General features: G+C 58.6%; 15 protein-coding genes. 10 read left to right on the top strand and 5 right to left on the bottom strand.

Going from position 1 to position 14,217, the window contains the following annotated elements:
- From H0V78_11595 to H0V78_11580, 4 genes are all read left to right on the top strand, one after another.
- Window positions 1-116 (top strand): SDR family oxidoreductase (locus H0V78_11595; protein MBA2352395.1); only part of this gene is annotated, 116 nt, incomplete at its 5' end.
- 32 nt (window positions 117-148) lie between these two features.
- Window positions 149-961: a glucose 1-dehydrogenase gene (locus H0V78_11590; GenBank protein ID MBA2352394.1), complete on the top strand. Its 813-nt coding sequence runs from the start codon at window positions 149-151 to the stop codon at window positions 959-961.
- Window positions 954-2,504: a glycoside hydrolase family 15 protein gene (locus tag H0V78_11585; GenBank protein MBA2352393.1), complete on the top strand. Its 1,551-nt coding sequence runs from the start codon at window positions 954-956 to the stop codon at window positions 2,502-2,504. Before H0V78_11590 ends, H0V78_11585 begins: the two co-directional genes overlap by 8 nt.
- A gap of 129 nt (window positions 2,505-2,633) precedes the next feature.
- Window positions 2,634-2,882 (top strand): hypothetical protein, encoded by a 249-nt coding sequence (locus H0V78_11580; protein ID MBA2352392.1) that lies wholly within the window; start codon window positions 2,634-2,636, stop codon window positions 2,880-2,882.
- 79 nt (window positions 2,883-2,961) lie between these two features.
- Here H0V78_11580 and H0V78_11575 read toward each other — a convergent pair whose 3' ends face one another.
- The 3 genes from H0V78_11575 to yaiO are packed head-to-tail and all read right to left on the bottom strand — an operon-like array spanning window position 2,962 to window position 6,388.
- A complete protein-coding gene (locus H0V78_11575) occupies window positions 2,962-4,401 on the bottom strand; it encodes a glycosyltransferase family 2 protein (GenBank protein MBA2352391.1) in 1,440 nt (479 codons plus the stop codon).
- Window positions 4,398-5,549, bottom strand: a complete 1,152-nt coding sequence (locus H0V78_11570; GenBank protein MBA2352390.1) for a HEAT repeat domain-containing protein — start codon at window positions 5,547-5,549, stop codon at window positions 4,398-4,400. Before H0V78_11570 ends, H0V78_11575 begins: the two co-directional genes overlap by 4 nt.
- Window positions 5,546-6,388, bottom strand: a complete 843-nt coding sequence (yaiO, locus tag H0V78_11565) for a YaiO family outer membrane beta-barrel protein (protein MBA2352389.1) — start codon at window positions 6,386-6,388, stop codon at window positions 5,546-5,548. Before yaiO ends, H0V78_11570 begins: the two co-directional genes overlap by 4 nt.
- 301 nt (window positions 6,389-6,689) lie before the next feature.
- Between yaiO and H0V78_11560 the strand changes: the two genes are divergently transcribed.
- Together H0V78_11560 and H0V78_11555 are read left to right on the top strand one after the other, a co-directional pair.
- Complete coding sequence (locus tag H0V78_11560) at window positions 6,690-7,454, top strand: ATP-binding cassette domain-containing protein (protein ID MBA2352388.1); 765 nt, start codon at window positions 6,690-6,692, stop codon at window positions 7,452-7,454.
- Window positions 7,455-7,502: 48 nt separating this feature from the next.
- Complete coding sequence (locus H0V78_11555; protein MBA2352387.1) at window positions 7,503-8,345, top strand: ABC transporter permease; 843 nt, start codon at window positions 7,503-7,505, stop codon at window positions 8,343-8,345.
- 129 nt (window positions 8,346-8,474) lie between these two features.
- On the opposite strand, the gene ligD is transcribed toward H0V78_11555, so the two are convergent.
- Together ligD and H0V78_11545 are read right to left on the bottom strand one after the other, a co-directional pair.
- On the bottom strand, window positions 8,475-11,219 hold the full coding sequence (gene ligD / locus H0V78_11550; GenBank protein MBA2352386.1) for a DNA ligase D: 2,745 nt from the start codon (window positions 11,217-11,219) through the stop codon (window positions 8,475-8,477).
- A gap of 45 nt (window positions 11,220-11,264) precedes the next feature.
- Window positions 11,265-12,188 (bottom strand): Ku protein, encoded by a 924-nt coding sequence (locus H0V78_11545; protein ID MBA2352385.1) that lies wholly within the window; start codon window positions 12,186-12,188, stop codon window positions 11,265-11,267.
- A 333-nt stretch (window positions 12,189-12,521) separates the two neighbouring features.
- On the opposite strand from H0V78_11545, the gene H0V78_11540 reads away from it, so the two are divergent.
- From H0V78_11540 to H0V78_11525, 4 genes are all read left to right on the top strand, one after another.
- Window positions 12,522-12,983, top strand: a complete 462-nt coding sequence (locus H0V78_11540; GenBank protein MBA2352384.1) for a hemerythrin domain-containing protein — start codon at window positions 12,522-12,524, stop codon at window positions 12,981-12,983.
- Between the two features lie 237 nt (window positions 12,984-13,220).
- Window positions 13,221-13,544 carry a DUF883 domain-containing protein gene (locus H0V78_11535; protein ID MBA2352383.1) on the top strand — a complete coding sequence of 108 codons (324 nt, stop codon included), beginning with the start codon at window positions 13,221-13,223 and terminating at the stop codon, window positions 13,542-13,544.
- Between the two features lie 22 nt (window positions 13,545-13,566).
- Window positions 13,567-13,935 (top strand): phage holin family protein, encoded by a 369-nt coding sequence (locus H0V78_11530; protein ID MBA2352382.1) that lies wholly within the window; start codon window positions 13,567-13,569, stop codon window positions 13,933-13,935.
- A 26-nt stretch (window positions 13,936-13,961) separates the two neighbouring features.
- On the top strand, window positions 13,962-14,217 hold a 256-nt coding region (locus tag H0V78_11525; protein MBA2352381.1), incomplete at its 3' end, for a hypothetical protein.

Below are 14,217 nucleotides of genomic sequence, written 5' to 3'. Positions count from 1 at the left end.
GTCCGGGCAAGCCCAGTGAAGTCGCCGCGGCAGTCGTCTTTCTCGCGTCCGAACAAGCGAGTTTCATCCTGGGTAGCAACCTGCGCGTCGACGGCGGCTCCATAGCCACCGCCTGAACCATAATCCGCGAAACATTCGGAAAAAAGCTATGTCTTTTGCAAACATCCATCCACTCGCCGGCCAGAAAGCCATCGTTACCGGCGCCAATTCGGGCATCGGCGCTGCCATTGCCCAGACGCTTGCCGCTGCCGGCGCCGCAGTCGGCGTCAATCATCGCGGCAAGCTTGCGCCCGCGCAGAAAATCGTCAGCGCGATTCAAGAACAGGGTGGCGAGGCAATGGCACTGCGAGCCGATGTCGCGCGCGAGATTGAGGTTATCGCGATGTTCGACGATTTCGTCGCCGCGTTCGGCAGAATCGATATCCTGGTCGCCAATGCCGGCGTGCAAAAGGATGCGCCGCTGGCGACCATGTCGATAGCTGACTGGAACACGGTTATCGAAACCAACCTGACCGGCCAGTTCCTTTGTGTGCGCGAAGCGATACGCCGCTTTCGCGCGCAAAGCCCGCTGCGCGGAGCGATGGCGCGCGGCAAGATCATTTGCATGAGTTCGGTGCATCAGTTGATTCCCTGGGCGGGGCACGTGAATTACGCCGCTTCGAAAGGCGGCATTGAGCAGATGATGCGTAGCGTCGCGCAAGAGGTCGCCGCTGATAAAATTCGGGTGAATGCTATTGCCCCTGGGGCCATCAAGACCGAGATCAATCGCGAAGCCTGGGAGACGCCGGAGGCCGAGCAAAAGCTTTTGCAGTTGATCCCTTATGGCCGCCTCGGCGAAACCGGCGATGTCGCCAAGGCGGCGATCTGGCTTGCCTCCGACGAATCGGATTATGTCACCGGAACCACGCTATTCGTCGATGGCGCGATGAGCCTTTATCCAGCCTTCCGCGACAATGGCTGAGAAAAAAGATGAAAACCGCGGCGACTACCTGCCCATCGCGGACTACGCGGCGATCGGCGATTGTCACGGTGGCACGCTGGTATCTTCCGAAGGCCGCATCGATTGGTGCTGTCTGCAACGCTTCGATTGCGATCCGGTTTTCTGCCGTTTGCTCGATGATGACAAAGGCGGTTTTCTATCGCTGAAACCGCGGGTCAATTTCAAAACGACGCGCGCTTATCTCGACGGCGCCAATGTCCTGCGCACTGAATTCCACCCGGCGTCCGGGCGCATCGCCGTAACCGACTTCATGCCTGTCGGGCGCACCGCCGACGCGCGGCCGCACGATTACGTCAGCCTGAACGCGCCGAATTGGCTGGTCCGCAAAGTCGAGGGATTGCAAGGCGAGGTCGTGATCGAAAGCATCTATCGACCGAGCGTTGCATTCGCGAGACATCGCGCGCAACTGTCAAAAATCGAGGGCGCGATTTTGGCCGAGGACGGGCCCACGCTCTATTCCGACATGCCGTTCGCAATCGCCGGCGAGCGCGCCCGGGCAATGTTTGCGGTATGCGCCGGCGAAGTGCGGTTCATCGCCGTCGCGGCAAAACCGGCTGCGGTCACGCGCGAGCGCATCGATGAACTGTTGACGATTACCATCGCCTTCTGGCGCGAGTGGATCTGGTACTGCCGTTACGACGGGCCTTACGCGGAAGCTGTCAAACGCAGTGCGCTGGCGATCAAACTTTTGACTTACGCGCCGACCGGCGCGACCGTCGCCGCGCTGACCACATCGCTACCCGAACAACTCGGCGGCGAGCGCAACTGGGATTACCGCTATTGCTGGATCCGCGACGCCAGCCTGATGCTGTATGCGCTCGCCGGATTGGGCTATGCGAGCGAGGCAACGCAGTTCTACAACTTCATTAACGCCGCGTCTTCCGAATCGTTTTCCGATCTGCAAGTCCTTTACGGCGTTCATCACGAAAAAAACATCCAGGAGCAGCTTCTTAATCACCTCGATGGTTATGCGCGTTCTCGCCCGGTGCGCTGTGGCAACGGCGCTCACGACCAGCGTCAAACCGATCTCTATGCACGTCATGGAAGGTGTGCTGACCTACAAGACGCTGGGCGGCAAGATCGCGGACAAGGAAACAAAAATGTTCGGCGCGTTGATGGAGTTTCTCGAACAGTGCTGGGCCGAACCCGATCAGGGAATCTGGGAAATGCGCGCGGAGCCCCGGCATTTCGTGCATTCCAAAGCGACCTGCTGGGCGGCGGTCGATCGCGCGATCCGGCTGTTCGGCGAACAGGATGGCTGGGTCGCCTGTGCGACCGCATCCTGAACGAAACTGTGGCCAGGGGACGAGGTGCTGCCGGCGATCATTTTTGTCAATCGTTTTCCGGAGACGCGTCCGACGCCTCGCTGCTGCTGCTACCCGCCATGGGGTTTCCGGCCGACGAACGCGTTCTGCGGCGCACGCTCGAAGCGGTCGAGAGCGAATTGCGCAGAGGCGAATTCGTCTGGCGCTATGCGGGCGAGGACGGACTCGAAGGGGAATAAGCGCCGTTTCTCGCATGCAGTTTTTGGCTCGTCGATGCGCTGCTGTTCGCAAACCGGCCGGACGATGCGAAAAAACTATTCGAAGCGCTGCTTGCGCGCGCCAATGATGTCGGCCTGTATTCCGAGCAGATGGACGAAAGCGGCGGGTTCCTCGGCAATTTTCCGCAGGCGTTGACACACATCGGGCTGATCGGCAGCGCGGTCAACCTCGAACTTTTTGCCAAGGGCGGCGTCGCCGCCTTGCGCGGCGCCTATGCCGATCGGGCGAAACGCTTTGTCGGCGCGACGATCGGCTGGCGCGGCATGCTCGCGGCTCTCAGACAACATCCGCTGAAAATAAAGTTTCTCTCCTCGCGCCGTTCGCGTTTGGTCTGCTAAGTCCTTGCCTCGTTTACCCGGGTTGCGACGCACCTGCGTTGCGACGCCTCGCTGAAATCCCTGTCTTTCGTCCACCGGTTTATCCTGGAAGGGCTGCTTTCCTGCCGCTTGCAAGTCTGACATTGCGTTCGAATTTGTCCCACGCTCGATCTCCGCGCAGGAACTGCCAGGTTCCACGCAAGCCGGCGTAGATGATGATCGGTCTGTACAAAAACAGATCGAGCGGGCCCAACAGAAGCATGCGGACAATGTCGCGCAAACTGTAATCGCGGTAGGCCGCGTCGTGCAGGGATATGGCGACGGTTGTCGGGATGGCGCCGGCGAAAATGACGATTTCCATCATGACAAGGTAAAGCGGCCAGTCGTAGAGCTGCACCCAGACCGCGAACCCGAGCGAGGCGAAGGACAAGGCCTGCATCAGCGGAGCGAAGGCTTCGAAGAAGACGTAATACGGGACGCCGATCATGCCAACTGCACCATAGCGCGGCCGAAAGAATAAATAGCGATACTGCCAAACTGTTTCGAGCATGCCTTTTTGCCATCGGCTCCTCTGACGCACCAACTCCGACGTCCTGTGTGGCGCCTCGGTTCGCGCAACCATCTCAGGAAGCGACAAGATTTGGTAGGGCCGCCGCTCCCGGCGAAATTTTTCGTGGATGCGGAAGGTCAACTCGATGTCCTCGCAGCTGAAACGGTTGTCGTATCCTCCCAGCTCGATGATTACGTCCCAGCGCCAGATAGCGAATGCCCCTGAGGTGCAAAGCATGCTGCCAAGGCGGCTCCAGGCGAGACGGTTGGCGACGAACGAGCGCATCAGGTCGATATGTTGAAAGTTGCTGAGCAGATGTCGATCCAGCCTCCCATTTTCAGCGTGGCCCTCGGCCTCCGGTTCCAGGCTGACGCCAAACAGGCTGGTTACTCCCACGACTTCGGAGGGGTTCTTGGCGACGAGCGACATCGATTTAAGAAGCGCATCGGGCATATAGATCGTGTCAGTGTCGACCGAGCAGAAATACGGATATCGGGCAAAATTAAGCCCACAGTTCATCGCGTCCGCTCTTCTGCCGCCGTTTTCTTTATGCACGACGATAAGCCGCGGATCCCTCCGGCTTCTGAAAATAGCCCGGATTGGCTTGCACGGGACGATATCGCGATAGAAATACTCCCCCGGCTGAAGATCGTATTCGCGCTGCAGCAATGAAAGCGTGGTGTCGGTCGAACCGTCATCGACCAGGATAAGCTCGAACTCGGGATAGTTCTGGCGCAACAGCGAGGCGACCGATGCGAGGATCATGACCTCTTCATTGTAGGCAGATGCGACGATGCTTACAGGAATCGTATATCGTGATTTGCGGAAGCCATCGTAGTCCTCGACCTCTTGCTGCCGGCGCCGGTAGCGGCTTTCAACCGTAGAGTAGACCAGCAGCACGATCACGAAGGTGCATAGCGCCAGCATATAGATCAGGCACACGAAAAACGTGATCTCGACGAATGATGACAGCAAGCTGGAAGCGCTCATTGGTGTTTAGGGCCTGGGAAATTGGATGCGGATTTCGCAACGGTGTCTTTGACCTCAGGCTGACGATTTTGCCTCCGCGAACCCTTGACTGGTTTTCGCGTTCTTGAGGATGGCAGCTTCAATAGCACCTCGGCAGCGCTATCTCTGGCAAAGGTATCGGGAGAGTTGAGCTCCGCGGTGACGGCGCGACGGGCCGCCGGCCCCAATGCAACTAGTGATTCCCTTGCAGCCAGGCGGACCGCCCAGTCACGATCCGCAAGCAAACGCGTGATCGAACTCGCGAAATCGGTTCGCCCAAGCTGACCGAGCGCCCGTGCGGCGTGCGCACGCACAACACCGGAGCTGTCGCCAAGCAACTTCAACAAAGCAGGGGGGGCTGGCGGGCCGCCGATTGTTCCCAGTGTCTGTGCGACAGCCTCGCGTACACCGGCATCCGGGTCATCGGCCAAAAGTGCGATTAAAGTGCCCAGGTAGCCGATTTTGCGGTATCGAGACAAAAGGGAAACAGCCCAGTAGCGCACCTGAGGGGACGAGTCGACGAGGAGGGGGACCAGGAGATCCAAGAGAGAAATCGTGAAATGATCGAGTTGTGTCGCAATACGCGAGCGCGAGTACCGGCCCTGACAAAGGGCGAGAATGAGTATTTCAGCGGCTCGCCTATCCTGCAATCTTCCCAGCAGGACGACTGCGGCCGCAGCAATATCCGCATCCCTTTCGGTCAGGGATTGGCGGAGAAGTTCGTGGATTTGAGGGCTCCGGATTCTGGTCAAAACACTAAGCGCGGAAACACGCTGCCAGCGGTCGGGGCGGTGATTATGCCCGGATGCTTCTTCCAGCACCTGGGGCATCCCCCATCTCGACAGGATTTGCGCGCACAGTGCCTCGGATACCCACGGCGGTTGGGAGACATCCGCCGAAACACGATAGATCACCGGGCGTGAAAGACGCCCAAGTATGCCGTGAACTTTGCGGGTTCCTTGTCCGGCCGGGAGTGCCGGGGTTGGATCGGTAATTCGAGTTTGGGCCTCTTGCAGGGAGCGCAGTCGAAAATCGTATAAAAGACGATTGAGAACGACATATGCCGACAGCCCGAACCACAGGAAAAAAGTAAAAAGAAACAGGAAAAAGAAGGCTCCAAGGTGGTTCAAAAAGATCTCCGGTACGATAGGCCCAGCGTGTGCTGGCGAAAAGCCGGCTCCTCGCGGCCGCTGGTAAGATCGAGACGGACGCTGTTGCGATCATCGAAGCGATACCGTGTATTGATATTCACCGCCCAGCCGCGGTTTCCGGCAGCGCCCGGAACGTTCACCGCATCGAAAAGATTGTCGCCAAACGCCGCGGTCCCGCCATAAGCCCAGGCGGAACCGTCGTCCCAAAGTCCTCTCAAGGTCCATACCCGGATCGGCCGGTCGAGAGGCAGGCTTTTACCGTAGGCCGTTCTGAGCTCAACCTCGCCCTTCTTGAAATACTGGATGCCCGACAGTGACCCCACATGAATGTGAGACTGTGGAAATTCGCGATACAGGTAGCCTGCCTGCCCCACGAATGTGCCGAAGAGCCGGCGGCTGATCTGGGGTTCGATGAAGAACTGCGAAACGAAGTCGGGGTCGATGCTGCCGCCCGTCTGGCCTATCAGCGTCCAGTCCCCGAGCCGTCGGTAGCCACCGGCGCTAAATAGCGGATCGGTCACGCTTTCTCGTGTTTGGCTCTCGGCCGCGACGAACACACCGCCGACGGCGGAATCCCGGTACGTCGCCTGTATCCGATTCGTCCACCACGTCTGATCTCGATCGTTGACTTCGACGAATGAAGGTTCCGTTCCCACGTCGATCGACCAGATTCCCTCGGCAAAGACGATGGCCGGGAAAGCGCCAAGGATTGCTATTAGCGCCCTTGCGATTCTTCTGAATTCAAGCGTTGGCATAGTAATCCTCCAATGATTTTTCGAATTATTTCGAGCAAACTTCCTTCTGCGGCTGCTGGCCAATTGCTATGAATCGCACCAGAGCCGAGACGCGGATTATCGTTTGCGGTACAGCCTAAACGTCAAGGCTACAAAGAGGTTACAAAGATATTAATTATAAATCTCTTTTTCTCCAATCATCTACAACTGCCAGTTCGAAAACCCATGCTGCGCCTGCGACATTGCCGAGCCGGGCGAAGCGGCATGAGCGTTCGGTGCGACTGGATCGTCGCCTGCGCTCGCGCTTCGAGTACGACAGGGCATCGAAGCATTGCCGCCGATGCTTTCGCATTCAGCGAGCAGAGTATGCGAAACTTCCAGCGCCATGAGTTTGAACGCTATCGAAGTCGCCAAGCTAAGCAAGCGCTACGACGCCACTTTGGCAGTCGACGCGATCAGTTTCTCGATACGCCGCGGCATTACCTGCGCACTGCTCGGCGGCAACGGCGCCGGTAAAACGACAACGCTTGCCATGCTGCTCGGTCTGCTGTTGCCCAGTTCAGGCAGCATCACGATCCTGGAAGAGGACATGCTGCGCCATCGCTATCGCGTGTTGCCGCGCATGAATTTCACTTCGCCCTATGTCGATTTGCCGAAGCGGCTGACCGTCGCCGAAAACCTCGCTGTCTATGCCCGCCTGTATGGCGTGGTCGGCATCAAAGCGCGAATTGCGAAGCTGGCGAGCGAACTCGAGTTCGAGGAATTCCTGGATCGCGCCTATGGCACCTTGTCGGCCGGCCAGAAAACCCGCGTCTCGGTCGCAAAATCGCTGCTCAACGAACCCGAACTGCTGCTGCTCGACGAACCTACGGCTTCGCTCGACCCCGACGCCGGCGATCGCGTGCGCGGTTTCCTGATCGATTACCAGAAGCGAACCGGCGCAACCCTGCTGTTGGCATCCCACAATATGCCCGAGGTCGAGCGCATGTGCGACGACGTGATCATGCTGCGAGCCGGCCGCATCGTCGACAGCGGCACACCGGCCGCGCTCATCGCGCGTTATGGGCGCGCCGATCTCGAACAGGTGTTCCTCGCGATCGCCCGGCAAGCGCGCGATGAGGCGCCGGCCGCGATCGACGTACAGGACTGAAAGACCGCGCCTTGCGGTGCGGGAAAAAATGCACATACCCGACTCCTGATGCGCCCGATCCAGGCCGCCGAACGCCCCTTGCGCCGCCCGCCCTCGCCGTTTTCCACGCAACGCATTCTTGCCATGGTGCTGCGCCATGTCTACCTGATGCGGAAATCGTGGCCGCGCCTGCTTGAGCTCGCCTATTACCCGTCGGTGCAGATGATTCTATGGGCGTTCATCGCGCAATTCATGGCGCCGATGAGCAGCGCAATCGCGCAGGCGCCCGGTTTGCTGATCGCCGCGGTGCTGCTTTGGGACATCCTGTTTCGCAGCCAGCTTGGCGTTTCCCTGACGTTCTTCGAGGAAATGTACTCGCGCAATCTCGGCCATTTATTCGTCAGCCCGCTGCGCCCTTACGAGCTCGTCGTCGCCAAGCTGGCGATCTCGTTCCTGCGCACCCTGATCGGCGTAGGCGGCGCGGCGATCCTCGCCATCGTTCTGTTCGATTACTCGGTTTTCGAGATGGGATTGTCGCTGATTGCTTTTTTTACCAATCTGATGATCATGGGCTGGGCGATCGGGCTGATGGTGTCGGCGATGGTATTGCGCTGGGGGCTGGGCGCCGAGAACCTCGCGTGGGCGATTATTTTCGCCTTTGCGCCCCTTTCCGGCGTCTATTACCCGATCAGCGTGCTGCCGTCGTGGCTGCAGCCGGTTGCGAATGCGCTGCCGAGCAGCTACGTCTTCGAAGGCATGCGCAGCGTGCTGTCGGAGCGCGCGTTTCGCGGCGATCTTCTGATCCATGCGCTTGCCTTGAACGCCGTTTATCTTGCCGCCGGTGTCGCGATTTTTCTGGCCGCATTTCGCGTAGCGCGCAAGCGCGGGCTGTTGCTGCAGATGGGTGAATAGCGCGAAGCCGGGCGGACTGCCCTGATCCGAATGCCGGCGCGTGAACCGCGCTGGTCGCGCCGGGAAGCGATCCCGATGCGCGAGTTCACTATGACTGCGCGGCAGATGACTGCGCGAATGATTGCGGTGTCATTTGACACCCAACTGCCGCCACATGGCTTTGCTCAACGCTTGTTGCACATCGTCGTAGCCCTGCCACGGATCGGCCTTGAGCTTGCCCAAGCGCGCGCCGATGTTCTGCACATCGAATTCGTCGGAACGGAATTTTCCGAGCTCGCTCCAGTGCAGCGGCGCCGAAATCGGCGCGCCCGGGCGGGCGCGGGTAGAGTAGGCAGCGATGGCGGTCGCGCCTTCGCCGTTGCGCAGGTAATCGATATAAATCTTTCCCTTGCGCTGCGCCTTGGGCAGCTTTGAGGTGAATTTTTCAGGCGCGCCGCGCACCAGATATTCTGCGACTGCTTTCGAAAAGGCTTTTACCTCGTCCCAGCTATTGCGGCGCGCAATCGGCGCGACGATGTGCAGTCCTTTGCCGCCTGTCGTTTTCAGGAAAGATTCGAGTTTCAAATCCTGCAGACAGAGATGCAGCAGTTTCGCGGCTTCGACCACGTCCTTCCAGTCAAGGCCGATGTCCGGATCGAGGTCGAAGATGATGCGATCCGGGCGATCGAGGCGGTCGCTTTTCGATCCCCATGTGTGCAGTTCGAGCACCCCCATCTGCACCAGCCCGATCACGGCGGGCAGCGAATTCGCCATTGTGTAAATCGCCTTGCCGTCGTCTTCGGGAATCTCGACGCGGTCGACCTCTGCCGGCACCGTGTCGTTCGCATGTTTCTGATAAAAACACTTGCCTTGACTTCCATCCGGGCAGCGCACAAGCGACAACGGCCGCCCGGCCAGATGCGGCAGGATCAACGGCGCCATCGCCTCGTAATATTGGGCAAGGCCAAGTTTGGTCAACTGATTTTCCGGATAGAGGACACGGTCGGGATGGGTCAGGCGAACCCCGGCTACGCTGGCGCCAGTGCTTTTGGCTGCCGCTTTGCTGTTCCCGACCGGCGTTTTTGTGATTGACGCTGGTTTTTTCGAAGATGCTTTTGCGGCCATCGATCGCACCGGCATGGAAGTTTCCCGCACCACCTCGTATGCTGCCTTATCCTCGCGCAAACCCTGGAAAGACGCGTGGCGCACTATGCCTTCAGCGGTCGTCTCGCCGTAAGCGATTTCAGCGACGAGCTCGGGCGCGACCCAATGCACGCCGCGCGCCTCGTAGCCGGTTGGAGGATTGCTGAACGCCGGCTTTTTCTGATCGAGGCGCTTCAGTCTCGCGTGCAGATTGCGCAGCGATTGCTCATCGAAGCCGGTGCCGACGCGGCCCGCGTAGCGAAGTTCGCCCGGAGTTTTGCCCCGAACGCCGCGTGATTCGTCGTATAGACCCAGCAGCAACGCGCCGAAACCTGTGCGCGAACCCGCCGGATCCGTATAACCGCCGATCACGAACTCCTGGCGGCGCGCGCATTTCACTTTGAGCCAATCGCGGCCGCGGCCGCTTCGATAAACGGAGTCGGCGCGCTTGGAGACAATGCCCTCCAGCGAATGCTCGCACGCTTGCCGAAAGAAAGCCGCTCCTGCTTCCGCGACATGATCGCTGTAGCGCAAAGCGCCCTTGCCGGAAGCCAGCATGTCCGCCAAGAGCGCCTTGCGCTCGATCAATGGCAGGTCGCGCACGTCGCGGCCATCGATGTACAGAGCGTCGAAAAGATAATAAACAAGGCCATCCTCGGAGCCGCGCGTCAGAATGTTCTGCAAATCCTGAAAACTCGTCGTGCCATCGCGGCGCAGTACAGCGATCTCGCCGTCCAGCCATGCCGCATCCGCCCGTATCTGCCCGGCCGCCTTGGCAAGCGTCGGGAAACGGTGCGTCCAGTCGTTGCCGTTACGCGTGAACAGCGCCGCTGTTCCGTTCTCGACCCGGCACAGCATGCGATAGCCGTCGAGCTTGATTTCATGAATCCACCCGGGCCCATCGGGCGGTTGGTCAACCCGGGTAGCGAGTTCCGGCTCCAGCATGGCCGGCAGCGCGCTACGCTGGGAGCTGATTGAACCGCGGGTCGAACTACGCGATGCGGTCGAACTGGGCGCTGCCGCCTGCGCTTCGGAACCGTGGTCTTCTCGCTGCACGGAGGGGTGCGCTTTGTTGGGCGCTCGCTTCGCTGATTGCTTCGCCGCGGCTGCTTTTTTTGGGCCGGCGTCGGCTTTGTTGGAATGCCAGACGCGTTGCGGATCTGCGGCGATTTCCTCGATCTTGAGGCCGCTCGCGACACTTGCGGTCAGCCTTTCGACGATCTCGGCATCGTTGCCGGTTTGCGCCGTCTCGTCGTTTTCCTTGATCAGAAGCCAGTTTTCCCTGCCGGGCGGGGCGTTCGCGTTCGCGAGTCCGCCCATTCGCACCAGCGTCCAGCGGCCGTGCAGTTTTTCGCCGTCGAGCCGAAACTTGAGCTTGCCGCTTTGGTAATCCGCGACCACATCGCTGCCCTCGGGCTGCCACACGCCGCGGTCCCATAACAGGACGGTCCCGGAGCCGTATTGTTTCGGTGGAATGATGCCCTCGAAGCCGCCATATTCGAGCGGATGATCTTCGACGTGGACGGCCAAGCGCTTTTCCTTGGGATCGAGACTCGGGCCTTTGGGCACTGCCCAACTCAACAACACGCCATTCAATTCGAGACGGAAATCGTAATGCAGGCGCCGTGCCGCGTGTTTCTGGATCACGTACGAGAGGCGGCCGGGCTGGTTTGCCCGCTTCCTGGATTCGCCCCCGCGCGGCTCCGGAGTCTGGCTGAAATCGCGTTTTACCCAATAGCGCTCGAGAGCCATTTCAGTTCAGGGATTCTTCAGCGAAGGGTGATGCGCGCTCGAAGCTCAGGCGCGCTTTCGAGTCGGCGTTTTAGCCGCATCTTTAGCCGCCGTTTTGCGCACCGTTTTACGCGCCTTGACCGCCGGCCGTTTTGCGATCGCCTGGGTGGCGGAAGCCTTGGCGCGCGGCCTGGCTTTTTCGTCCAGGCTGCGTTTCAACAGCCCCATCAAATCGATGACCTCGGCCTTGCCGCGTTTATCGTCTTCCACGACGGGCTCGCTGATGGTTTCGGTTTTCCCGGATTTGATTTTTTTGTCGATCAGCGCGAGCAAGTCTTCGCGATACTGGTCGTGATACTTCGTCGGGTCGAATTCGTTCTCCATGCCCTCGACCAGACGCTCGGCCATTTCGAGTTCTTTTTTGCTGACGCCGAGTTTCGCCAGATCTTCTCCGGGAAGTTCCAGATCTTCGGGCTCGCGCAATTCGTCGGCAAAGCGCAGTAGGTTCAACACGAGCATATTACCGTATGGAATCAATGCAGCGATGTGCTGACGCGTGCGAATCACGACATTCGCGATGCCGACTTTATTCGTCTGACGCAGGGTTTCACGCAGCAGCGCATAGCCCTTCTCGCCCTTTCTACCGGGCGCCAGATAGTACGGTTGTTCGAAATAAACGACCGGAATTTGCGCAGCGTCGACAAAATCGAGAATGTCCACGGTCTCCGTCGCTTCGACATTCGCCTGACGGAAATCCTCGTCGCCGAGCACGACGTATTCGCCGTCCTCGTATTCGTAGCCTTTGACGATTTCCTCCCACGGCACTTCTTCGCCCGTTTCCTTGTTGATGCGCTGATAGCCGACCGGAGCCAGATCGCGACGATCGAGCAAGCTGAAGCTCAGGCCCTTTTTGACCTCGGCCGTGTAGAGACCGATCGGGATATTGACCAAACCGAAACTGATCGCGCCTTTCCAGATCGTGCGGGGCATATGGCATCCATGGTTATTTTCTTCCCCAGATTTTGCAAGAAGCATTCCATCGAATTGGAAATCCGTCGGCGGATGACATCGACATAGATTGCGCACGGAAGCAGAACACGGAACGGGCTATTCTCTGTAAAAACGAGTAAACGATGCAATATTTACAACGATAATACATCCCTGTTTGTGATGGTCGCTATTGGCGCTTATGTTTTTCCGCAGATAATCGAAGGAATCTATCGTTGCCGGGAAATGGAATATTTATTGCTGACTAGCCCGTGACGCGCCTCGCGCCTACACTCGCGTTTGGCAGGACTCGCGATCTCATACCAGGAGGAACCGATGGATATCTACGAATTGTTGAAAAGAGACCACGAAGCCGTTTCTGAACTATTCGACCAGCTTGAACAAACGGACGAGGACGAGGCCGACGAACGCGAGCGCCTGTTTGACGAAATCAATCGTGAGCTGACGGTGCACGGCGAAATCGAGGAAACGATATTCTATCCGGCCATCAAGAATGCCGATAAAACGCATGATGTCGTTATGGAAGGCATAGAAGAACACCAGATCATCAAGCAGCTGATGTCCGAAATGCAGGACCTCGGCACCGAAGATGATCAATGGGAAGCCAAACTTACGGTGCTGCGCGAGATCGTCGAGCATCATGTCGACGAAGAAGAAACGGAAATGTTTCCGAAGGCCCGGAAAGTACTCGATGGCGACGAAGCCGAAGCTTTGGCCGAGCGCGTCGAAGACGAAAAGCACCTGCTGCTCGAGCGTTATTCCGAGCGAGTCGACTGATTCAGGCGCCAGCCTGTCGGCGGGGAACACGCGAGCTAAGCCGATGTCATAGCGTTGCAGGGCTCGACGTCGTCCAGTGACGCCTTTGCCCTGTTCGTGTGTGATCTGCACGCGCATAATCCTGCTTAACCTCAATAGATTTACCACCAGTAGATACCACGCACCCAGGAGGACATCATGGCAAGAACGGAAATCGATATCGAGAAGACCGTCGTTCCCGGAAGCTCACCGTCGTACATGGATCCCGTTGTCGCTTACGATTACGGCACTTCTAAAGATAAGCTGATACAGGATTTCAGAGTGGTCGTCGCGGACGCTGAAGAATTGCTGAAAGCTACGGCCAACCAGGCCAATGAGAAGGTATCGGAAGCGCGCGTCAAGTTCGCCGAAAAACTCGATGTCGCCAAGATGCGCCTGGCCGAGGCTGAAACGCGTCTGCGCGACAGGAGCGCCGAAGCGGCGCGCGCGACAGAGAGTTACGTGCAGGAGAATCCATGGAAGGCGTTGAGCGTTGCCGGAGGCCTGGGTTTCTTGCTCGGCTTGCTGGTGAACCGCCGTTAGGCGCAGGATGGAGGCGCCTGGCTTGCAATCTCAGGGGCTCGTCCACTCGGTAAGAAACCTCGGCAGGACCGGGATTGCGATTCTGTACAACCGGCTGCAGCTCGTCTCCAATGAAATTCAGGAGGAGAAAGAGCGTCTCATCGAGTTGATGATATACGCAGTGGTAGGCATGTTCTGCACGAGCTTCGGAGTCCTGTTGCTGACGTTCTTTATCGTGGTCGTGTTCTGGGATACCAACCGGCTTGCGGTGCTTGCGGTAGTGACTTTTCTTTATTTGTCCGCGGGCGTCGCCGCGATAATCGTTTTTCGCAGCAAGCTGAAAGCGCACGCGGCGCTGTTTGCCGCAACGCTTGCCGAGCTGAAAAAAGATCACGTTAATTTGAGCGCCTGATGAGCCGCGAACACTCTCAATGGCAATTGCGGCGCGAGTTGCTGATCGCAGAGGCCGATGTGCAACGCCACGAACTCGCTCTTATCGTCCATCAACTGCATACGCCGATTTCAGTGGTGGATGGCGGTATTGGCATCATCCGCGCTTTTATTCGTTACCGCCTGCTGATCGCCGGTTTGGGATTGATTCTGATTCGTTCGAATCGCAGGAAAGTCAGTAAGATGCCGCGCGGTTTGTGGTCCGCATTCCTGCTGACCGTACCGCGCTATGCTTGGCTGATCA

This window comes from Burkholderiales bacterium (assembly GCA_013695435.1).
GTDB lineage: Bacteria > Pseudomonadota > Gammaproteobacteria > Burkholderiales > JACMKV01 > JACMKV01.
This window is presented reverse-complemented; position numbering and strand designations above follow the sequence as displayed.